This is a genomic window from Maritalea porphyrae, assembly GCF_030159895.1.
Classification (GTDB): domain Bacteria; phylum Pseudomonadota; class Alphaproteobacteria; order Rhizobiales; family Devosiaceae; genus Maritalea; species Maritalea porphyrae.
Genome location: NZ_BSNI01000002.1, coordinates 1,080,306 through 1,102,013 on the forward strand (window position 1 = coordinate 1,080,306; position 21,708 = coordinate 1,102,013).

The following is a 21,708-nucleotide window of genomic DNA, read 5'->3' on the forward strand; positions in this document are numbered from 1 at the left end:
CTCAATTCGTGAGATGGATGAGATGACCCAGCACAATGCGGCTTTGGTTGAAGAAACCAATGCAGCGATTGATCAGACAGAAAGCCAAGCTTCTGAACTTGATCGGGTGGTGGAACAGTTCCGCATTGATGGTAGTCAAGCGCCTGCACAATCTCAAGCAGACGACTATGACCAAGCACCTCAGAATGCGCCTCAGCAAGATGCGCGTGGGCTGCAGCAAACTGCCGCTAAGGCATATCTGAGCCATGGCAACGCTGCGGTGAAAGAGCCAGATGAAGAATGGTAGAGCGCTCGTTTAGCATGGATAGAAGTCGACAAAAAGCCCACCAGATATTCCTGGTGGGCTTTGGTTTTTTCGAATATTGCTTGCGACCTAGTTGCTCAAAACTTCTGCTGAAGTACTGACCATAAACACGCGTTTGAATTTGAAACGCGGCGCGGGTTTTGTTTTTCCGCGAACAACGCCTGCTGACGTGGCAACCTTGCATTTGCTCGCGACACATTCTGTGCCACCCCAATCACCTTCGCACCATCCATCTTCGCCATAGGTACCTGTTTTGCCCTTATTTGGGCCTGAGGTAACTGTGCATTTTTCACCCGCTGTCAGCGCAGCTTGCGGCGCGGCGACACTTGCGCCAGAACTGGCGGCTATCAGGATTGCTGTTGTCATAAGAACGGATACGATTTGTGCGGTGTTGCGTGAAACTGACATCTAATTACTCCCTTTTCAAAATATTGTCCTCTTCTACAAGTCCACATCTGTTTAAGGGCTGAAGCCTGCGTTCATTTTACATTCAGCCGTTCTGCACTAGCTGCGCGCGTTCACTTCTTTCAGTCGAAAATTCACATGAACCGTACATGAACTCCATGTTCAATGCGGCCTCAGGGCAGCTTGCCTACAAAGGGGAGGACACTAGGGAACACATAACGATTGGGAGATCAAAATGACTTGGAATATCAAACGCGCTTCAGCCGCTATCGCCTTACTAACAGCAACACTCATCAGCGGAAACGCTATCGCATCACCGCAGGTAGTTGTGCCGCTAAATGGAGACTTCACCATTCAGCAAAAGAGCAATGGCCGATTTGTCGATGCGCATGAAGGTTCAAATGACAATTCGGTTGTCACAAGAAACAAACAATCCAACACAACACAGGTTTGGACATTCAAACCGCTTGGCAACAACATCTATACAATTCAACAAAAGAGCAATGGGCGCTTTATGGATGCCCATGAAGGTTCAAATGATAGTTCAGTAGTGACGCGCGCAAAGCAAAACAACGCCACCCAACGTTGGCGCTTGGTACTTCAAAACAAAGACACATACACGCTTCAACAAATGAGCACCGGACGCTATTTAGATGCGCATGAAGGATCAAACGACAACTCCGTTGTTACCCGACCACCGCAAAACAACTTGACCCAACACTGGATTGTCAAAAAAGCGGTTGCGCCGAAACCGCAACCAACAGGCACAATTGTTGGCGAATTCACCATTCAGCAAAAGAGCACAGGGCGCTATTTAGATGCGCATGAAGGTTCAAACGACAATTCAGCCGTTACCCGCCCGCCACAGCTTAATCAAACTCAAGTGTGGGTACTACGCCTACTTGGAAACAACACCTATACCATTCAGCAGAAGAGTTCAGGCCTATATCTTGATGCGCACCAAGGTCCAACAAGCTATGATATTGTGACCCGCCCAATGCAAAACAATATGACCCAAAAATGGATTATGACTTCCCTGGGCAACAAAACCTACACCATCAAGCAAAGAAGCACTGGTCGATTTGTAGATGCTCATGAAGGGTCAAATGACAATTCTGCAGTCACCCGCCGCGCACAAAACGACAACTCTCAACGTTGGATCATCGTCAGCGCAGAATAATAAACGACCATTTCTAACTTAGAATAAAGTCAGCGGCCGCCCTCGCATGTAGGGCGGTCGTATCATATGTGGGGATGGGGCTGTCATCGTCACCAATCAGCATTGTAATCTCAGTGCAGCCCAATATCACGGCTTCCGCACCGCGAGTTTGAAGCTGGTTAATTGCGTCAACATAGACCTGTCGTGATTGTTCGCGAACAATCCCTTTGCACAGCTCCTCATAAATGATGCCCGACAAGTTCGTCCTATTCACTTCCGGTACCAAAACGTTGAGACCTTTGGCCTGCAGGCGATCGCGATAGAAGGGCATTTCCATTGTGAAGGCAGTGCCCAGCAAACCAACATGTTCAATGCCGTCTGCTAGCAATGCATCCGCTGTTGGATCAGCAATATGCACAAAGGGTAATTCAACCGCCTCTTCGATCCGGTTCGCCACATTGTGCATCGTATTGGTCGCAAGAAATAGCCCGTCGGCGCCTGCTGCATCTAGCCGTTTAGCACTTGCCGCCATTTCGTTGCCCAGCCCGTCCCAGTCGTGGTTCGCTTGCATTTCAGCAATGGGTGAGAAATTTACGGAATGTAGAAGAATCGGGGCGGAATTTAACCCACCTTTCCGCAACGAAATCTCTTTGTTTATTGCCGCATAATATAGAGCTGTAGACTCCCAACTCATGCCACCAATAAGGCCAATAGTTTTCACGCTATGCAGTTTCCTTTGGACCAATATGGGAGAACATGGCAAGCAAGTCCTCATAGACTTTGCGCTTGAACGGCACGATCAGGTCCGGCATTTCAGAAAGCTCTTTCCATGCCCACGCGCTAAACTCGGCTGGATGCGCCCCGTTCGCTGGGCGTTTTACATTGATCTCGCCTTCATCGCCAACAAATCTCATCGCAAACCAATCCTGCACTTGCCCACGATATTTGCCCTTCAAACCTATGCCCAACAACTCGTCCGGCAAATCATAGTAAAGCGGCTCTTTGGTGCGCTCGATCATCTCAACCGATTTGATGTTGGTTTCTTCGTATAATTCACGGATTGCGGCTTCGGCAGCAACTTCTCCCTTGTCGATCCCACCTTGCGGCAATTGCCAAATATATTTTGAAAACTCTTTGTCTTGGGGTTTGCGTTTAGCGGCAAAGACTTTGCCTTCCTTGTTAAACAACACAACTCCAACACACGGCCGATATGGCAGCTGTTCGCGCAAAGCAAAATTAGACATCTTAAGTTCCACTATTGTTAGTATAAAGTGCGCTCAAAGGCACAAGTATAATGCCTTTATCTTCCAAAGTTTGTGACCACTCTGTCAGTGTTCTTACCGATATTGGCAGCACAGCAGCAATGCCGATGGCATGGCCCTTTTCGCGAGCACGGTTCTCCAAACGGGTGAGCTGCTCTAAAATCTTGTTGCGTGTCGGATTGTCATCTAGCGTCAAATCAGCAACGGCAAATGCGGTGCCGGATCGTTGCGCCAATTGTGGCGCAACAGAGCGGTTCGAAGAGCCATCATCAAAATAGGCGAGCCCACGCAATGCAATTTCTTCCATGATTGGTTCGAAGTCGCCGCTTGAAGATGTGAATTTAGCGCCCATGTGATTGATGATGCCGGTATAGCCTTCAATGCGGGACATCAACCAATATAGGCGGTCCAAATTTGAACGCGCAGATTGACCTACTAGCAATGTTTGCGGACCCGGATCATTTTGCGGATAGTCGAATGGCTCAAGCGGCACCTGCAGCATAATCTCGTGCCCACCTTCGCGGGCGCGCTTTGCAACTTCAGCACCAGATTTGCCATAAGGCGCGAACGCAAGAGTGAAGTCATCCGGCAACCGATCAATGGCGCCGATACTACCATCCTTGGAAAGTCCCAAACCTGTCACAACCACTGCGATGAGTGGCTTTCCGTCAGCAGAATCAAGTGTAATCGAAGGTCGTGCATAAACTTCTAATGGGCGATCACCATTGCTCGAAACCTGTGGAATATAGCCGTGCTGGCTTTGCTCCAGCATGTCTTTGCGCGCAGAAACGAACGCGTTTTCGCCATCATCTTCGGGAAGATCATCTGTGCTAACAACCAGCTGGTCTGCATCGGCTGCTTGATCAACGACAACAGGCGTTTGGTCTTCTGCTGTATTGTCTGCATTTTCATTTTCAAGAGTTAGGTTGCGGGCAAGTTCATTGCTATCAACGACTGAGTTGACTTCCACATCGGCGACCGGCCGACCGCCCTCTGGGTTGTCAACCAGGAGCATCCAGGCAATTGGTGCACCAAGAACCAACGCAAAAAGGCCGAGCGCAATCGGAACCATCGGCAATTGGGGTAAATTGCGCGTCGGTTCACTTTGCTTGGGTTGTCCGCGACGACGACCCAAGGGTTTGTCCAGCTTGTCGATCATTTGCCGCCTTTGCTTTGATCCTGATCGTTCAGTGGCCTTTGGTGCTTACCTTCGTTGTCGCTATTCCTCTGATTTGGGGGGATAGGCCTCGTTTGTTTCCACCCCATTGATCAGGTCAACAGCGAATTTGAGTTGATTGTCTTTGTCTGGATCGCCTGGAACATAAACCGATGAACCGGTTGTCGCTTCGCTTTCGGTACCACCATCAATATGGCCCTCAAGCGCGGCTTCGCCAATAATCTCGTCACGTCCCTGCAATTCTTCTGGCACGTCTTGGAAGACTTCGATGTCTGGGGTAATGCCAGCTGCCTGAATGGACCGGCCACTTGGCGTGTAATAGCGTGATGTGGTCAACCGCATTGCGCCGTTCGCGCCTAGCGGAATAATGGACTGAACAGAACCTTTGCCGAATGAGCGCGTACCAACCAATGTCGCGCGTTTGTGGTCCTGCAATGCACCTGCAACAATTTCTGAAGCAGACGCAGAACCACCATTGATCAGAACGATCAACGGAATGTCGGCGATCAGCTTGTCCAAGTCATCAGCATTCGCATCATAGCGCGTGTTCTCATCGTCAGTGCGACCGCGCGTTGATAGGATATTGCCGCGCGCCAGGAAGGCATCAGAGATGTAAACGGCTTGATCAACTAGGCCACCGGGATTGTTGCGCAAGTCAAGGATCAAACCCTTTAGATCGTCGCCCAGCTCTTCATGTAGCTCACGAATGCCATCTTCAATGCCTGCATAGGCTTGCCCGGTGAACCGAGCTAAACGCACAACCCCGACATTTTCGCGCACGGATGTGCGAACCACACGGAATGTGATTATGTCGCGGGTGATCTTGATATTGACCGGTTCATCAACGCCTTCGCGGATAATTGTCAGTTCAATATCGGTTCCAACTTCACCGCGCATTTTGTCAACAGCTTGATCGAGCGAAAGCCCGCGCACTTCAACGCCATCTAATTCAACGATGAAGTCGCCGGCCAAAACACCTGCGCGTGCCGCCGGTGTTTCATCGATGGGCGACACGACCTTGATCACTTCATTCTCCATGATCACTTCAATTCCAAGCCCGCCAAATGTGCCCTGAGTGTCTTCGCGAACATCTTCAAAATTATCCGGATCGAGATAGCCAGAGTGTGGATCCAATGATGTCAGCATGCCCTGAATAGCCGCGCGAACCAGCTCGCGTTCATTAGGTGCGTCAACATATTCTTCACGAATGCGATCAAAAATTTCGCCGAATAGGTTTAGTTCTTGATAGACCTCATCGTCGCTTAACGGGCCCGCGGCCTCTTCTTGTGCTTGAGCGCCAGTTGCGCCAACAAGAACTAAAACAAGGGTCAACCACAGTGCTTGGAAAATACTAGATTTCATTTTTTACCCGTTTTGCGTTGTATTTCGAGTGGTCGCCCACCAGTCAGAAGGGTCCATCGGCTCACCTTCTTGTCGAAGTTCAATATATAGCGTTGGTCGGGAGTTACCAGCACTGGTCGCGATTGTTTGAGAAATTGTGCGTTTGCCCATAATCCCAACTGGTTCTCCCATCAGAACAAACTGCCCAAGTTCAACATTTGTCTGCGCCAGACCGGCGAGCAATATGTTGTAGTTTTGCCCAACGTTTAAAATGACAATTTGGCCATAATTAAGGTAAGGGCCCTGATAAAGCACCCAGCCATCTGCTGGCGCAACAACCTGCGCTTCAGCGCGCGTGACGATAAATGTGCCCTGAGAAATGCCACCAAACCCGTCATTGTTGCCAAACTCGATGACGCTCACGCCGTTCGTTGGCGGCACCAAGTGGCCTTTGCCCAGTTCAAATGGAAATGCAGGTTGTGTTCGGTTCGTATCAGCCAGCGCAAGTTGGATCGCTTCATTTTCTAGCTGTACGCCAACATCAAAACGCGGCGTTTCATCCGACTGTCGCGCGGCTTCATTTGCTTCTGTTACGGATTGAACTTCTTCTTCGAGCACTTTGAGTAATTGATTCAGCGACTTAGCGCGGCTGGCCAAAAGCTCAGCCTCGCGCTGTTCCGCGTCTAAAGCTTGACTTGCCCGCTCCACGCCTTCTTTTCGCGCTTCAATGAGCACTGCAATGCGTAGCTTTTCTTCTCGCAATATATTGAGGTTCTCGCGCAGTTCCGTTTCTTCTGCTTCAACCTGCTGTTTAATGTCCAAAAGCGCGTCAAGTTCGATCCGGATCGCATCTGCGCGGTTACTCAATTGCGGTAGTATGGATGATAGCAAAAGCGCAGCGCGTGCCGACTTTGTGGCGTTGTTTGGTTCAACAATTAGGGCAGGGGGCGGATTGCGCCCGATAATTTGCAGCGCTGTCAGTAGCGTACCGATTTCGCTGTTTTCCAGGTCCAATGTCGCCTTGATGCTGTTTTCCTCGGCCCGCAGTTCCGCCATGCGTTCGGAGATGGCAGTTACTTCGATTTCAGCTAGTTTTACCCGTTGCGCCGATGCAATTAGCGCAGCGGTTTGTTGGCTCCGGTCGCCTTCCATATCGGCAATTTCTTTGCGCAAACTATCAATCCGCTCAGTGCTGATATTGATGGTTTGCTCAACGCGTTCTAATTCAGTCCGCGCGTCTTCGGCAGTTTGTGGGTCCACGAACTGCGCCCAAACTGGCCCAACAATGCTGGCGCTGAACATGCCGCAGACGAGCAAGCTGCGCAAAATCAGTTGTGAAAACAAAGCACGAGCCAAACTCAAATGACCTCTGGGCGCGAAAATAGAACCGAATCAGTGCATTCAATCTAGCAAATAGAAATGTATTTTTGTGATTTTGTTGGTCGATATTGGCCGACTATTCGCGGTGATAAGGATGTCCGCTCATAATGGTGATCGCACGATATATTTGTTCGCACAAAAGCGCCCGCACAATCTGGTGCGGCCAAGTGAGCGGTGAAAAGCTCAAAACGAGATCCGCACGCTTGCGAATGCTTGGATCAAGCCCATCCGGCCCTCCAATGATAAATGTGCATTGGCGGGTGCCATCGTCGCGAAACTGTCCGAGTTTTTTTGAAAAATCTGGGCTGGAAATGCTGCGGCCCCGTTCATCCAAAACGATCAGTTTTGACCCTTCAGGGCAACACCCAATTAGCTGCTCTGCTTCTTGGGCTTTGCGTTGCGCCGCATTGTCCTGCCGCGCCTCGCCAAATTCGTGAATATCAAAGCCAGAAAAGCCTAATTGCTTGCCCGCGCCCTTTGCGCGGTCCAAATAGCGATCAACCAGCTCCCTCTCTGGGCCGGACTTTAGCCGACCAATAGCGGCAACCGAGATGCGCATATGTTAGGCGTTCTCACCGGGGAAATCTGCGGACCACATTTTTTCGATATTGTAGAACTCGCGCACTTCAGGTCTGAATATGTGGACGATTACGTCACCGCCATCTACCAATACCCAATCGCACTGTGGCAAGCCTTCAACTTTTGGGCGACCAAAGCCAGCCTCGCGCATGGCGCGCTGCAACTGGTCCGCAATCGCACCCACATGACGGTTTGATCGGCCAGAGGCAACGATCATATAGTCGGCAAGGCTGGATTTCTGACGAATATCAATCTGCACAGTTTCTTCCGCCTTGGCGTCTTCCAAGACAGTAGAAACAAGATCGATAAGATTAATGTCAGGCTGGTTTTTTTGGGCCTTAGCGCCCTCTTGATGGGTTGTCGGCGTCATCCGCGAGCAACCATATAAGACAATGATGAAACCATGTCGGTTCGTTTGGTCCTTTTAAAAAACAACGCGGACTGTCGCCCGCTCATTGAGTTGATTATGCGCTTTTTGGCGCGTTTTTTCAAGTCTGATCCAATCAACGCTTTGGCGCACCGCCATTGCGTATTTGGGTAGAGGATAGGTCGCTCATGATGCCATGCATGTAAACCCACGCAGGAGCCTGAAGGTCCGCCAGGCGATGGGCGTCACTTTCGTCAATTCGGTCACCCGAAAGGGCGATTGCCGTTTTGGAGAATGGCGCTTGCCGCGCGTCACCAGGACGCACATAAACAGCCATCGGCATCATATTCGCAATCTCGCGCCAGCGTTCCCATTTGTGGAAACTCGAGAGATTGTCTGCACCCATGATCCAAACAAATCGTCGATCGGGCAAGCTTTTGGTTAAAAACTCAAGCGTATCAAACGTATATTTGAAGCCATGTTCTGCTTCAAAGCCTGTTATCCGAACACCAGGATGGTCAACAAGTTTTTGTGCTGCGGCAATACGTTCCGCAAGTGGCTTAAGTTCCGAGTGATCCTTTAATGGGTTGCCGGGTGAAACAAGCCACCACACTTGATCGAGACCGAGCCGCTTCAAGGCTTGGCGCGATACCAAGCGATGCCCATCATGCGGCGGGTTGAAGCTACCGCCAAAAAGACCGATACGCATGCCAGGCGCAGAATGTGGCAACACATCAGTGCGTGCATTGTCTAAGAATATGGTGCTCACGGGCGTGTTTGACCTGTGCCATGCACCAGATATTTGAAGCTGGTAAGCTGCTCAACGCCTACAGGGCCACGCGCATGCATTTTGCCCGTCGCAATGCCAATCTCTGCGCCCATGCCAAATTCACCACCATCTGCAAATTGCGTCGATGCGTTGTGCATCACAATTGCTGAATCAACTTGCGCAAAAAACGCATCAACCGATTGGTCGTCTTCGGCGATTATCGCTTCGGTGTGGCCAGATGAGTATCGCTGCACATGCGCAATCGCTTCGGCTGTATCACCCACAATTTTCACGGAAAGGATCGCGTCTAAATATTCGGTGCTCCAGTCCTCTTCGCTTGCTGGTGCAGCATCGGCATAAAGCGCGCGCACCGCGTCGTCGCCGCGAATAGCGCAGCCTTTGGCCGCAAGCGCAGCGCATAATTGCGGCACCAAAACATCTGCAACGTCGCGATGGACCAACAATGTCTCGGCAGCCCCGCAAATGCCTGTTCGGCGCATCTTTGCGTTCAATACAATCTGCTCAGCCATTTCTAGGTCAGCGCTTTTGTCCACATAGACGTGGCAAATGCCTTCGAGGTGAGAAAAAACAGGCACTCGTGCTTCCTCTTGGACGCGCGCCACAAGGCTCTTGCCGCCACGCGGCACAATTACATCGATATTGCCCGAAAGACCTTTGAGCATTTCTCCAACCGCGGCGCGATCTGTTGTTGGCACCAACTGAATGGCCGTTTTTGGCAGGCCCGCTTTTTCCAAACCAAATTGCAGTGCCTCATGAATGGCACGGGAGGAGTGGTAGCTATCCGAACCGCCACGCAAAATCACGGCGTTGCCTGATTTCAGGCACAGCGCACCCGCATCGGCAGTAACGTTTGGGCGGCTTTCAAATATAACCCCGATCACGCCGAGCGGCGTGCGCACGCGGTCAATTTTCAGTCCATTCGGCCGCTCAATTGTGGCGATGGTTTTGCCCACCGGATCATCAAGTTCAGCGATGGCGCGTAAACCATCCGCAATCGCATCAATTCGCTCGTCATCAAGCGTCAATCGATCAAGAAAGGCGGCGGTCATGCCTTTGGCCTTGCCCGCCTCAATATCCTGCTTGTTTGCTTTAAGGATTGCATCTTTGCTGACCCGCAACTGATCCGCTGCGGCTGTCAGCGCTAGGTTTTTTTGGTCTGGGGTTGCCGTTGCTAAAGCGCGCGCAGCTTGTTTTGCAGCGCTACCAAGCTCTTGCATCACTGCAGCAACATCGTCCTTTGACTGTGAAACCATTGCACTCATTGCGCTTGTCCCTCCAACTCAACTCCGGTCAGCACCAGATTGTCCCGATGCACCAATTCAGTACGGCTGACAGGCCCCAGAATTTCAACTATGTCTTGGGAGCGTTTGCCGATTATTCTTTGTGCCTCACTGGCGTCAAAGCTTGCAAGTCCGCGCGCCGCTTCGCCGTTCGATTGATCAAAGATCGCCACTGCGTCCCCTCGCTGAAACTGTCCTTCAATCTTAGTCACACCAATTGGCAATAGGCTGCGACCAGAATTCAGCGCTCGCAAAGCGCCATCATCGATGATCACTCGTCCCGTTGGAATAGAGGCCATAATCCAGTTTTTGCGCGCAGCTCTTGGAGTATTGCTGGGCACAAAATAACTGTGCTTGCCACCTTCAAAAAGTGCTTTGAGGGGATGCAGTTCATGCCCTTTGCAAATCACCATTGCGGTGCCTGCATTCACAGCCATCTTTGCCGCTTCGACTTTTGTCACCATGCCACCGCGCGATAAGTGACTGGCGGCACCACCGGCCATCGCTTCTATTTGCGATGTTATGCGGTCAATAATGGGTAGGTGCTGCGCATTGGGATCAAGATGGGGCGGTGCGGTGTATAGGCCATCGATATCTGAGAATAAGATTAGTCCGTCCGCCTCGATCATAGTAGCAACGCGCGCGCTCAAACGATCATTGTCGCCATAGCGGATTTCGCTTGTCGCAACGCTGTCATTTTCGTTGATGATCGGTACCGCGCCCATTTCCAACAATGTGTTGATTGTGGTACGCGCATTTAGGAAATGCCGACGTTGTTCGGTGATGTTAGGGGTCACCAAAATTTGCCCTGTGACCACATTGTGAGCACCTAACGCATCGCGATAGGCTTGTGATAATGCGATTTGACCTACAGAAGCGGCCGCTTGGCTTTGATCTAGCGTCAAGCTTTCCGCAGTCAAACCCAGAATACGTCGCCCGAGCGAAATTGCACCCGAGCTCACAATGAGAATTTCAACGCCCCGCGCCTTAATCTCCGCTATGTCTGCTGCAAGGCTTTCAAGCCATGGTTTGCGCAACTGACCCGTTTCCCCATCTACCAAAAGCGCTGAACCGATTTTGATGGTCAAGCGCTTAAAGCTATTGGCGGAGAGGGGAGAAAATTGCGATGACATGATTTTAGGGCGTCCAAGTCTCGTCAAGTGCCGCCTTGGCTTCGTCTTCGGCTTTTTGCTTTACCGCATCCATGGTGCCAATGACCTTATATAGCACTTGGTCGGTATTGAGATGGCTCACTGCAGAAATCGCCAAAACCTCGCCGCCGGACGCCTCACGCAACGCGGCGAGCTTTTCATCCCGGTCGTCGTCGCTTAGAGCATCGACTTTGTTAAGCGCTAGGATCTCTTGTTTTTCGTCCAACCCATGGCCGTATGCTGCCAACTCACCACGAATGGTTTTGTAAGCGCCTACAACATCTTCTTGGGTACCATCCACCAGATGGATAATCGACCTTGTGCGTTCGATATGCCCAAGGAACCGATCACCGATGCCAGCGCCTTCATGCGCGCCTTCAATTAACCCCGGAATATCCGCCAACACAAAATCGCGTTCGCCAATTTTAACGACGCCCAAATTCGGATGTAGCGTAGTAAATGGATAGTCTGCAATTTTTGGCTTTGCGGCAGAAACAGCGGACAGAAATGTCGACTTGCCCGCATTGGGAAGTCCCACAAGCCCCGCATCAGCAATCAACTTCAAACGCAACCAGATCCATTTGTCAGTGGCCTCAAGGCCCGGATTGGCATGGCGCGGAGACTGGTTGGTGGAGGTTTTAAAGTGCATATTGCCAAAACCACCATTGCCTCCTTCAAGCAAGACTATTTCTTGGCCGACTTCTGTCAAATCAGCAATCAGTGTCTCATTGTCTTCTTCAAAGATTTGCGTTCCAACAGGCACCTTCAAAATCACGTCTCGGCCATCAGAGCCTGTACGTTGTCGGCCCATGCCGTGGGTGCCAGTACCTGCTTTGAAGTGCTGTTTGTATCGATAGTCAATTAGAGTGTTCAGGCCGTCAACGCACTTGACAATAATGTCGCCTCCGCGACCACCATTGCCACCATCGGGGCCGCCAAATTCCACATACTTCTCTCGCCGAAATGACACAGCGCCTGCGCCGCCTGCACCGGATCGAATGTAAACTCTAGCTTGGTCGAGAAACTTCATTTATCTAACTCACGCGGGTCACCAACGCACTATTGCGTAAGGGCGACAAACGCTTCCTTTTTTAGTTGCGTATCGATATGCGGCAAATCGACGTTTTGTGCAAGGCAATGTAGGGTGCTGCGGCCTACTTCTTCAAATCCGAACTTCTTTTGAATAGCCAAAGAAGCGGCGTTGTGTTCAAAAACGCCCGATTTAATATATGTCGGATTTGCAACCTCAAACATCCATTTGATTACCGCTGCGCACGCTTCGCTCATATACCCTTTGCCCCAATGCAAGGGGTCGAGATAGTAGCCAAGTTGTGGCACTTTGCCCTGTAAACCAAAACCTGTCATGCCACAAAACTGATTGTCTTTATCGATGATTGAGAATTTTTGGTCAAAGGGATCCGTTGCACCGCTGATGCGCTCTAGGTACTCAATTGCACCATTTTCAGGGTAAGGATGGGGCACGCGGGACAGATTTTTCGAGACTTCCAAGTCTTCCAAAATCCGCTGCATACGCGGGGCATCACTTGTGTTTGGCGTGCGCAAAAATAGGCGCTGGGTTTTCAGTTCGGGCATAATATTCTCTAATGAATAGGCGTGAAGTTATCGCGACGAAGTAAGGTGACAACAATAGGGAGTTCTTTTCCTTGCGCCATGCAGATACGTTGCTCTGTGCGCACATCTTTGAACCCAAGCTTATATTGAATTGCCAATGACGCTGGATTGAAGGTGTACGCACCGGAACTCACCTCGTTCACTTCTGAATGTGTAAATAGCCATTCAAGCAAGGCGCTTGCTGCCTCACTCATCAAACCCTTTCCCCAATAGGGTACATCGATATAGTAGCCCAGCTCAGGCACGGTTTGACCTTCATCCAAATCAAGAGCGACCACGCCACAGTACTTGTCATTATGATCGAACATGGCAAGGGTCGTATCTTCAATGATTTCCGTCGGCCCGTTGCGAGAAATCCAATCCTTTAACGTCTCTCGTGGCAAGGGATACTCGACGCGCGACAAGAATTTGGAAATCTCGTAATTGTCCAAGACAGAATGAATGGCGTCCGCATCACTCAATAGAGGCGGACGCATAACCAGTCGCTGGGTTCTAATCTCAACCATCACTCTGCTGCTTCTTGTAGGTATCCAGCATCGCGGGCAGGGCGAGTGAATGTCCACACGTCTGCGCCATCATGCTGGCCACAACCCACTTGTTCTCCGGTGACTTCAAAACCGACTTTTTCCAAAAGCGCTTTGGACGCAAGATTGGACTTCAAGCAGCGCGCATGCAATTCAAGCTCAGGTACTGCAATGTCGAACTCATCCATCAAGGCACCTATCGCTTGGCTGCCAATGCCTTGGCCCCAAAACTCTTCTCCAAGCCAATAACCCAGCTCACCCTGGCCGTCGGCATTTTGCGCAATGCCAACAACGCCCATCATCGGGCCTTTGCGTTTGCAGATCGCCCACACGCGTTCGTCAGTGCCGTTCGCATGGTCATTGATAAAGTAGAGCCCATCTTCTGACGTGTAAGGATGTGGCAAACGAGCGAGCACATCCGCTAGCTTTTTGTTGTTGGCCAATTGAACCAGATCTGCCAAGTCAGCAAGCTCAATTGGCCGAAGTTCCAAAGTGTCTGTCAAAAACCGTAAAGGCAATGCCCTGTAAATTGTGTTGAATGTCATTGTTCCGCTCCAAAAGTAAAAAGGGGAGCCGGTTTCCCAGTTCCCCTTTTAAAAACTCTTTTGAAGCTTTTTGCGGTAACTTTTCCGCCGGGGTTCTTTGAGAAACCGGCGGGAGAGTTATGCTTAATCCGCCGTTATTCTGCTGCCTCTTGAGGCATCACAGATACAAATGTCTTATTGTTGCGACGTGTCGAGAAGGTCACCTTGCCTTCTACGAGCGCAAAAATTGTATGATCTTTGCCAAGACCTACATTTTCACCTGGGTGCCACTTTGTGCCGCGCTGACGCACGAGAATGTTGCCTGGAACGACGCTTTCGCCACCAAACTTCTTCACGCCGAGACGACGACCAGCTGAATCACGACCGTTACGGGATGAACCGCCTGCTTTCTTATGTGCCATTTGTCAGTCTCCTACTCTTATTCGCCAGCCAAAAGCGTTTTTGCTTGGCTAATCCAGTCTTCACGTTCAATGCGGCCTTTAAAGTTTAGCTCTGCATCTACGCGTTCGATTTCTTTCGCATCAAACTCAGCAACTTGTTTCAAAGAAGTGATGCCCAAAGCATGCAATTTCTTTTCCAAAGCTGGGCCAACGCCCGAAATCAATTTCAAATCGTCTTTTGCAGCTGCAGCAGGTGCTTCAGACTTTGCTTCTGCCTTAGCAGCTGGCTTTTTAGCCGCTTTAGCTTTTGGCTTCGCGCCACCTGTCAAAATGTCAGTAATTTTCACAACTGACAGATTTTGGCGGTGACCCGCTTTACGGCGATAGTTTTGACGACGCTTCTTTTTGAAGACGACGATTTTCTTCGCACGCTTTTGTTCAACCAACTCAGCTGCAACAGTTGCACCTTCCACAAGTGGAGTGCCAATTGTTACATCGCCATCAGCGCCAACCATCAATACTTCTTCAAATACGACAGCGTCGCCTGCTTCGGCGTTGAGTTTTTCAATTTCCAAGACGTCATCAGCAGCAACTTTGTACTGCTTGCCGCCTGTTTTGATCACAGCAAACATATCATTTCCTTTTTGAGCGTTCTCGCTCTGTTGTGTCACGCTGTGCGGCGCCGACATTTCAGTCGATCTTTTGATTCCTCTATAGTGAGAAATCGGCCTTAAGCTGTGCATTCTACAAACAAAATTGCGCGCACTGATGCCAGCACGCGTCAAATTTGAACTGGTTTATGATGGAGAACGGCCCTTGAGTCAAGCAAGGGCTGGCTTTTTTGCGTTTTTTTGCTGCAGTCGAGATGCAAAAAAGTGACATTTCGGCGTCATGGCGCAAGCCGAATAATTTGTGTCTTGTTATGACATGGTTTCGACACCATCTGCGTAAATATAACGACAAGCGATACCGTGCAGGCAAAAATCAAAAATATGACCGATAAAAACGAAAGCCGGCTTCACCGGCAATATGATCGCTTAGAGAAAGTAGCACCTACGCCTTTTGCGAGGTTTCTACATTGGTTGCGCAACCCCTATGCCCGTCTCGTGCGCATACCTTTGGGCATATTATTTGTCATTGGCGGCACGCTCAGCATTTTACCGTTGCTAGGTATTTGGATGCTGCCGTTGGGCTTATTACTTTTGGCAATTGATTTGCCGCTTTTGCGTGGGCCGGTTGCGAACTCGATTATTCGCATTCGCAGATGGTTAGAAAACTATCGGCGTAAGAAGTAGGTGTCCAACAAAAAAGGGGGCGAAATCGCCCCCTTGATTTTGACAATTTGTTCGTATCAACGACCACGAATACGTGGATCAAGTGCATCGCGTACACCGTCGCCGATATAGTTGATGGACAAAACAACCAGCGAAATCATAACGCCGGGCCAAACAACGCGAATAGGTGTCACGGTCATAAAGCTAGTGCCATCAAACAACAGGCGTCCCCATGTTGGGAAATCTGATGGAAAGCCCAATCCCAAAAAGCTTAGAGCGCTTTCAGTGATAATAGCGTTCGCAATACCCAAAGTCGCCGAAACCATCACCGGGCTTAGAACGTTTGGGAAAATATGACGCCAGATTGTGGTCCACGATTTTGTGCCGATTGAACGGGCAGCAAGAACGAATTCGCGTTCCTTCAGGGCCAGCACTTCACCACGCACGATACGGGCGGTGTTCATCCAGCTGGTGATCCCGATCACAAAAACGATCAGCATAAATATGCCCATTTCGGGGCCAAATGCCTGACGAAGCGGATCACGGAACAACATGATGATCACAAGCAACAGAGGCAGCAATGGCAATGCGAGGAACAAGTCTGTTGTCCGCATCAAAATGCCATCGAGCTTTTTAAAGAAGCCAGCAACAACGCCAACAAGAGTGCCCAAGACCAGGGATAACCCCATCGCAAGTATGCCAACGGCCAAGGTGATACGGCCGCCCGCAAGAATTTGCGCGAACATGTCGCGGCCCAAATTGTCGGTTCCCATTGGGTGCGCAAATGTTGGGCCCAAATTCTTGTTGCGAATGTCCAGGAATTGAGGATCAACGGTATGGATGAATGGTCCAAAAACCACGACCAAAACGATCGTCATGAACACAATGGTGCCGGCAACACCGCCTTTGTGTTGTACGAATTGCCGCCATACATCGCCCCAAAGGGTGCGTTGCGCGCCGAGTTTGGTGGTGTCGGCGGTGGATACAGCTTGATCAGTCATAGCGGATCCTCGGGTCTAGCAGGCCGTACACAATGTCGGCAATCAAATTGAAAAGGACGATCAGCACAGCAAACATAAAGGTCAATGTTTGCACCATTGGAATATCCGCACCTTGAATGCCGATAATCAACAATTGGCCAAGTCCATTCACGCGGAAGATCTGTTCAGTGATAATCGCGCCGGAGAAAATTGTCGGAATGCCCAAAGCAATCACAGTCACAACCGGAATTAGCGAGTTGCGCAACACGTGGGTCAAGATTACGACTTTTTCACTCATACCTTTTGCACGAGCGGTGCGCACATAATCTTGGCTCAAATTGTCAAGCATTGATGCACGCATAAATCGGCTGATCTGAGCTGCGTTGTAGAACGCGAGAACTGTCACCGGCATGATCATTTGCTTAATCTGTTGCCAGAAAGTGCCAAGGCTGTTCACTTCCAAAGTCGTGTCATATACCGAGGGGAACCAGCCCAATTGCACTGAGAAAATCACAATCAGCAGTGGTCCTGTAAAGAATGTCGGCACCGAGAAGCCAACCATTGATACAAACGTACCGACTTGGTCGAACCATGAATATTGTTTGTAGGCAGAGATCACGCCAATCGGCACCGCAATCAAAATGCCAACGACATATGAAAGACCCACAACCCAAAGGGTTTGCGGCATACGCTCCATAATGGTGTCCATCACCGGACCGCGGGTCGCAAAAGAAACGACGCGGGTGCGCGCTTCGCCACCACCAAAGCTAAAGCCAAACATTTGTTCGATGGCATGCAGGGGTTCATTGATGAAGAACTGTTGAAGCCATTTCAAATAACGAATTGGCAATGGCTCACCCAAGCCGAGTGCAATGCGGATTTTCTCGCGCACCTCGGCAGGAATTGTCAGCGGCAAATTGCCAGTTGGATCACTTGGCGCCAATGCCAAGATTGCGAAAATAATGAAGCTGATCACTATCAGCGTCGGTATCGCAAACAATAGCCGCCTAAGCGTATAGTTCAGCATGAAATGTCCCCGAATAAACTCTTATTGTTGAGCCACGTTTGTGGCTGGGGCAATGCCCGCAATCCAAATGGATCGCGGGCAGAGCATTTTTAGATAATCAAAAGACTATCGTGTCCACTCTTCAGCATATGCCAATTCTGAATCCCAAGGGTTCAGTTCAACATTGCCAAGTTTGTTTGAGTGAGCTGACACGCGACCACGGTGAATAAGTGGAATCATCACATATTCTTGCATCAGCATGTCGTTCATTTTCTTCGCCATCGCAGCACGATCTTCCAAAGAAGCTGTTTGAGCCATTTCTTTGCTCAAAGCATCATACTCTTCTGAACAGAAGCGAGGCATGTTGTTACCAATCCACTGGTTCGCAGGAGATGGGATTTCTGAACATACCCAGTTGCCCATATATGCTTCAGGGTCTGTGCCATCGAAGTTGTTTGTGTACATTTCGATATCAGCAAAGAACTTCTGGAACGTATCTGGAGAAGACTGGTCACCACCAAAGAACACAGCAGCGTCGATGTTGCGCAATTCGGTTTCAACACCGATTTGTGACCACATCTGCTTGATCAAAGCTTGTGTGCCCTGACGAACTGAGTTGGTTGATGTTTGGTACAGAATTGACAAACGAACGCCGTCTTTAGCGCGGATGCCGTCGCCACCTTTTGCCCAACCTGCATCGTCAAGAAGCTTGTTGGCTGCGTCGATGTCTTGTGTTTTACATGCATCGTTTGCAGTTGAAGCGTAAATAGCAGGCGCAGGAAGCACGTTACATGTTACCTGACCAGCTGGGCCGTAACCCGCATCAACAAGGATCTGACGATCAATTGCCAATGACAGAGCTTTACGCACATTGATGTCGCTCAAGAATGGGTGTGGTCCACCTTCTACAGTACCACGAAGGTCGCCCAAAGCAGGATCTGGGTTAGTCAATTGAACCATCAAACGCTCAACTGAAGTACCAAACGCTGAAACAACCTTACCTTTACCAGCAGCTTCCATTTGTGAAAGAATTTCAGGCTCTACCTGAAGGTTCCACGCATAGTCGAACTCGCCAGTTTCAAGTACTGAACGCGCAGCAGAAGCTGCGTCACCGCCACCTTTAAACACAGCTGTTGCGAATGCAGGCTGGTTTGGATCGCGGTAGTTCTCGTTTGCAGTGTAAGTGATCACGTCGTTCGCACGGAACTCGTTCACCTTAAATGGACCAGTACCAATTGGGCCGAAGTTAGCTTCTGAACACTCAGGAGCTTTTGCACCCATACAGTCTTTAAACTGTGCTTCTTGGATCACTGGAGATGTTGCACCAACAAATGGGCCATATGGGAATGGCTTAGCAACTGAGAAGTTAACACGAACAGTGTGATCGTCCAAAGCTTCTACGCTTTCAACATCTGCAAAGTTCGAAGCCGCGTTACAGCCGCCTTCTGGGTGCATACAATAGTTTGCTGAGAACACAACGTCGTTTGCGGTAAACGCAGAACCGTCTGACCACGTAACGCCTTTTTTCAGCTTCCAAGTGATTGATCTCAGATCAGCTGCAACACCACCATTTTCCACTGTTGGAATTTCTTCCGCCAATGTTGGGTCCATTGAGCCGTCTGGGCGATAGTTTGCCAATGGCTCAAGGATCAATGATGAAGCATCAATGTCCTTTGTGCCGCCTGACAAAAATGGGTTCAGAATGGATGCAGCTTGCCAATATACGATATTGAGCTGACCAGCTGAACCGCGTTCTGCTTGTGCGGCCGTAGCAGCAAAGCATGATGCTGCCGCAGTCGCCAGAACGAGGGTTTTAAGTTTACGCATGTAGTTCCTCCTGGTTACTTACTAAAACCTTGTTTTTATTTTCATTTGAGCCAAGTTTGTCTCGGCTTCACGGCGCTCGATCGTAAGTTGAACCGAGCATCGTATTCTATTCAGCATAGTGACAAGCGACAAAGCCGCCATCACCAATTTTGCGCCATTCGGGGTCATCCACGAAGCACTTGTCTTTTGCGACAGGGCAACGTGTGGAAAAACGACATCCTTTTGGCGGGTTCGCCGGGCTGGGTACATCACCTTGCAAGACAATGTGCTCACGGGTTTTTTCGACTTCAGGGTCCGGCACCGGCACCGCAGACAACAAAGCTTTTGTGTATGGGTGCTTCGGATCTTTATAAAGCTGCTCTTTGGGCGCCAGTTCAACAATGCGTCCCAAATACATAACAGCCACACGGTCAGCGATATGGCGCACCATGCTCAAATCATGAGAAATGAACAAATAGGTGAGGCCCATCCGCTCTTGAATATCTTGCAGCAAGTTTACAACTTGCGCCTGGATCGACACATCGAGCGCTGCAATTGGCTCGTCGCAAACAATAAAGTCCGGCTCAAGTGCCAAAGCACGTGCGATGCCAATTCGTTGTCGTTGGCCGCCAGAAAACTCATGTGGGTAGCGGTTTACGAAATCGGGGTTCATGCCCACGGATTCTAGAAGACTTTTCACCTTCTCGCGCTGCTCTTTTGAGGACATTTTCGTGTGCTCAATCAGCGGCTCGGCAATAATATCGCCCACGGTCATACGCGGGTTCAAACAAGCTTGAGGGTCCTGGAAAATCATTTGCATGCGAGGGCGTATATCGCGCAAATCGCCTTTATTTAGACCAGCAATATCTACGCCTTCAAAGTCAATGCGACCGTCAGTCAGCTCATATAGACGCAGCATTGCGCGTCCAGCTGTCGATTTTCCGCAACCGCTTTCGCCAACAAGGCCCAATGTCTCGCCGCGCTTAATCTCAAAATTAAGACCATCGACGGCTTTTACAGAGCCAACCTGACGACGAAAGATGCCGGAATAGATTGGGAAGTGAACTTTTAGGTTTTCCGCTCTTACGAGAGTTTCGGCATTAGCTGGCATGGCGCGGCGCCTCCTTCTCAACATCCCACCAGCAAGCAACATCATGAACGCCTTCAATGCGTTCAAGGGCAGGGTTTTCTTTGTGGCAGCGGTCAAATGCGTGTTCACATCGCGGTGCGAATGGGCAAGAGGTTGGCGCAGCACCAAGATTTGGTGGTGTACCGCGAATGCTCTTCAAACGTTCTTCACCACCATCTTCAGATGGCAGGGTTGCCAACAATGCGCGCGTATATGGGTGCAATGGCCGTTTGTAGAGGTCATCAACTTTGGCATGCTCGACGACAAAGCCGCCATACATCACCACAATACGATCGGAAATGCCGGCCGCGACGCCAAGATCATGCGTGATCCAAACGATCGCCATGCCCAATTTCTTACGCAGGTCTTTAATCAGTTCAAGAATTTGTGCCTGAATGGTCACATCAAGCGCTGTGGTGGGTTCATCGGCAATTAAGATTTGAGGATCACACGCTAACGCAATCGCGATCATTACACGCTGCCGCATGCCACCTGAGAATTGGTGAGGAAAATCATCCAATCGGTCCGCCGCGCCTGGAATTCCGACCAATTCTAACAACTCGATAGCGCGCTTGCGCGCCTCTTTTTTGGAAAGCCCTAAATGTTCTTTCAAGGGCTCCATGATTTGGAAACCGACATTGAACACTGGGTTTAGCGATGTCATAGGGTCTTGAAAGATAAAGCCGATTTTGCCGCCGCGAATTTCGCGCAACTCCTCAAGCTCCATTTGCAAAAGATCTTTGCCATCAAACATCACTGTGCCTGATGCAATTTCTGCAGGCGGAATAGGCAACAGCTTCAAAAGCGACATCATCGTCACGCTTTTGCCAGATCCACTTTCACCAACTACACTTAATAACTCACCCTCCTCAAGATGAAAGCTAATGCCGTTTACAGCATGCACAACGCCATCTTGAGTGTGGAATACGGTTCTTAGGTCCGTAACGTCCAATACCGGCTTAATAGCCCTTCCCCCCTCGGAATATTTATTTTTTTCGAAAACAGTATCGTACGATCAAAAAAATTCAAGGACAAAAATGTCTTACAATCCATCAAATTGATGCTTGCCAACTTTAGGTAAAGGTGCATTCATTGATTGGTTGAACCATTTTTCGGCAATCTAGTTGCTGAACATGTTCAATACGAAGCATGTCCTTTGTTTCGTAAAGCTTTGATTGTTTTTGGCAAAAATGACAGGGTATCGCTCAATACTTCAGTCGCATTCATTTTGTCATTG

At 49.9% G+C, this 21,708-nt stretch carries 24 protein-coding genes and 1 pseudogene; 3 read left to right on the forward strand and 22 right to left on the reverse strand.

Translation table 11 applies throughout. From position 1 onward, the window contains the following. A pseudogene (locus QQL65_RS08685) lies at positions 1 to 286 on the forward strand (methyl-accepting chemotaxis protein); the annotation flags it as partial. A gap of 87 nt (positions 287 to 373) precedes the next feature. Here the strand turns inward: QQL65_RS08685 and QQL65_RS08690 are convergent. After that, positions 374 to 712, reverse strand: coding sequence for a hypothetical protein (locus QQL65_RS08690; RefSeq protein ID WP_284363686.1), 339 nt, complete (start codon positions 710 to 712; stop codon positions 374 to 376). 232 nt (positions 713 to 944) lie between these two features. Here QQL65_RS08690 and QQL65_RS08695 point away from each other — a divergent pair, with 232 nt between their 5' ends. Then, positions 945 to 1,889 carry an RICIN domain-containing protein gene (locus QQL65_RS08695; protein ID WP_284363687.1) on the forward strand — a complete coding sequence of 315 codons (945 nt, stop codon included), beginning with the start codon at positions 945 to 947 and terminating at the stop codon, positions 1,887 to 1,889. Between the two features lie 13 nt (positions 1,890 to 1,902). On the opposite strand, the gene QQL65_RS08700 is transcribed toward QQL65_RS08695, so the two are convergent. The 16 genes from QQL65_RS08700 to QQL65_RS08775 form a co-directional block, all read right to left on the reverse strand. Beyond that, positions 1,903 to 2,589 carry an aspartate/glutamate racemase family protein gene (locus QQL65_RS08700; protein WP_284363688.1) on the reverse strand — a complete coding sequence of 229 codons (687 nt, stop codon included), beginning with the start codon at positions 2,587 to 2,589 and terminating at the stop codon, positions 1,903 to 1,905. Position 2,590: 1 nt separating this feature from the next. Further along, a complete protein-coding gene (locus tag QQL65_RS08705) occupies positions 2,591 to 3,112 on the reverse strand; it encodes an RNA pyrophosphohydrolase (RefSeq protein ID WP_284363689.1) in 522 nt (173 codons plus the stop codon). Position 3,113: 1 nt separating this feature from the next. Next, positions 3,114 to 4,289, reverse strand: coding sequence for a divergent polysaccharide deacetylase family protein (locus QQL65_RS08710; RefSeq protein ID WP_284363690.1), 1,176 nt, complete (start codon positions 4,287 to 4,289; stop codon positions 3,114 to 3,116). A 60-nt stretch (positions 4,290 to 4,349) separates the two neighbouring features. Then, entirely contained in the window at positions 4,350 to 5,657 is a 1,308-nt protein-coding gene (locus QQL65_RS08715; protein WP_379863725.1) for a S41 family peptidase, read from the reverse strand. Positions 5,658 to 5,672: 15 nt separating this feature from the next. Continuing rightward, positions 5,673 to 7,004 (reverse strand): murein hydrolase activator EnvC family protein, encoded by a 1,332-nt coding sequence (locus QQL65_RS08720; RefSeq protein ID WP_284363692.1) that lies wholly within the window; start codon positions 7,002 to 7,004, stop codon positions 5,673 to 5,675. Between the two features lie 100 nt (positions 7,005 to 7,104). Further along, the gene (gene rlmH / locus QQL65_RS08725; protein WP_284363693.1) at positions 7,105 to 7,587 is read right to left on the reverse strand and encodes a 23S rRNA (pseudouridine(1915)-N(3))-methyltransferase RlmH; all 483 of its coding nucleotides are present in this window, start codon (positions 7,585 to 7,587) and stop codon (positions 7,105 to 7,107) included. 3 nt (positions 7,588 to 7,590) lie between these two features. Next, positions 7,591 to 7,977: a ribosome silencing factor gene (gene rsfS / locus QQL65_RS08730; RefSeq protein ID WP_284363694.1), complete on the reverse strand. Its 387-nt coding sequence runs from the start codon at positions 7,975 to 7,977 to the stop codon at positions 7,591 to 7,593. Positions 7,978 to 8,110: 133 nt separating this feature from the next. Then, positions 8,111 to 8,743, reverse strand: coding sequence for a nicotinate-nucleotide adenylyltransferase (locus QQL65_RS08735; protein WP_284363696.1), 633 nt, complete (start codon positions 8,741 to 8,743; stop codon positions 8,111 to 8,113). Further along, positions 8,740 to 10,017 (reverse strand): glutamate-5-semialdehyde dehydrogenase, encoded by a 1,278-nt coding sequence (locus tag QQL65_RS08740; RefSeq protein WP_379863723.1) that lies wholly within the window; start codon positions 10,015 to 10,017, stop codon positions 8,740 to 8,742. The genes QQL65_RS08735 and QQL65_RS08740 overlap by 4 nt, the downstream gene beginning before the upstream one ends. Positions 10,018 to 10,022: 5 nt before the next feature. Next, on the reverse strand, positions 10,023 to 11,177 hold the full coding sequence (gene proB, locus QQL65_RS08745) for a glutamate 5-kinase (protein ID WP_284363699.1): 1,155 nt from the start codon (positions 11,175 to 11,177) through the stop codon (positions 10,023 to 10,025). A 4-nt stretch (positions 11,178 to 11,181) separates the two neighbouring features. Next, positions 11,182 to 12,225: a GTPase ObgE gene (obgE, locus tag QQL65_RS08750; protein ID WP_284363700.1), complete on the reverse strand. Its 1,044-nt coding sequence runs from the start codon at positions 12,223 to 12,225 to the stop codon at positions 11,182 to 11,184. 29 nt (positions 12,226 to 12,254) lie between these two features. Further along, positions 12,255 to 12,788 (reverse strand): GNAT family N-acetyltransferase, encoded by a 534-nt coding sequence (locus tag QQL65_RS08755; protein WP_284363702.1) that lies wholly within the window; start codon positions 12,786 to 12,788, stop codon positions 12,255 to 12,257. Positions 12,789 to 12,796: 8 nt separating this feature from the next. Beyond that, positions 12,797 to 13,333 carry a GNAT family N-acetyltransferase gene (locus QQL65_RS08760; protein WP_284363703.1) on the reverse strand — a complete coding sequence of 179 codons (537 nt, stop codon included), beginning with the start codon at positions 13,331 to 13,333 and terminating at the stop codon, positions 12,797 to 12,799. Beyond that, a complete protein-coding gene (locus QQL65_RS08765; RefSeq protein WP_284363706.1) occupies positions 13,333 to 13,896 on the reverse strand; it encodes a GNAT family N-acetyltransferase in 564 nt (187 codons plus the stop codon). Before QQL65_RS08765 ends, QQL65_RS08760 begins: the two co-directional genes overlap by 1 nt. A gap of 134 nt (positions 13,897 to 14,030) precedes the next feature. Beyond that, positions 14,031 to 14,297 carry a 50S ribosomal protein L27 gene (gene rpmA / locus QQL65_RS08770; RefSeq protein ID WP_269392790.1) on the reverse strand — a complete coding sequence of 89 codons (267 nt, stop codon included), beginning with the start codon at positions 14,295 to 14,297 and terminating at the stop codon, positions 14,031 to 14,033. A 17-nt stretch (positions 14,298 to 14,314) separates the two neighbouring features. After that, entirely contained in the window at positions 14,315 to 14,908 is a 594-nt protein-coding gene (locus QQL65_RS08775) for a 50S ribosomal protein L21 (protein WP_284363709.1), read from the reverse strand. Positions 14,909 to 15,247: 339 nt separating this feature from the next. Between QQL65_RS08775 and QQL65_RS08780 the strand changes: the two genes are divergently transcribed. Beyond that, complete coding sequence (locus QQL65_RS08780; protein ID WP_284363711.1) at positions 15,248 to 15,571, forward strand: hypothetical protein; 324 nt, start codon at positions 15,248 to 15,250, stop codon at positions 15,569 to 15,571. Positions 15,572 to 15,627: 56 nt separating this feature from the next. On the opposite strand, the gene QQL65_RS08785 is transcribed toward QQL65_RS08780, so the two are convergent. The 5 genes from QQL65_RS08785 to QQL65_RS08805 form a co-directional block, all read right to left on the reverse strand. Beyond that, positions 15,628 to 16,551: an ABC transporter permease gene (locus QQL65_RS08785; protein WP_284363713.1), complete on the reverse strand. Its 924-nt coding sequence runs from the start codon at positions 16,549 to 16,551 to the stop codon at positions 15,628 to 15,630. Continuing rightward, the gene (locus QQL65_RS08790; RefSeq protein ID WP_284363715.1) at positions 16,544 to 17,557 is read right to left on the reverse strand and encodes an ABC transporter permease; all 1,014 of its coding nucleotides are present in this window, start codon (positions 17,555 to 17,557) and stop codon (positions 16,544 to 16,546) included. Before QQL65_RS08790 ends, QQL65_RS08785 begins: the two co-directional genes overlap by 8 nt. 105 nt (positions 17,558 to 17,662) lie before the next feature. Next, positions 17,663 to 19,363 carry a peptide ABC transporter substrate-binding protein gene (locus tag QQL65_RS08795; RefSeq protein WP_284363717.1) on the reverse strand — a complete coding sequence of 567 codons (1,701 nt, stop codon included), beginning with the start codon at positions 19,361 to 19,363 and terminating at the stop codon, positions 17,663 to 17,665. A gap of 106 nt (positions 19,364 to 19,469) precedes the next feature. Further along, positions 19,470 to 20,453, reverse strand: coding sequence for an ABC transporter ATP-binding protein (locus QQL65_RS08800; RefSeq protein ID WP_284363719.1), 984 nt, complete (start codon positions 20,451 to 20,453; stop codon positions 19,470 to 19,472). Continuing rightward, a complete protein-coding gene (locus QQL65_RS08805) occupies positions 20,443 to 21,423 on the reverse strand; it encodes an ABC transporter ATP-binding protein (protein WP_284363721.1) in 981 nt (326 codons plus the stop codon). The genes QQL65_RS08800 and QQL65_RS08805 overlap by 11 nt, the downstream gene beginning before the upstream one ends. Between the last annotated feature and the right edge of the window lie 285 nt (positions 21,424 to 21,708).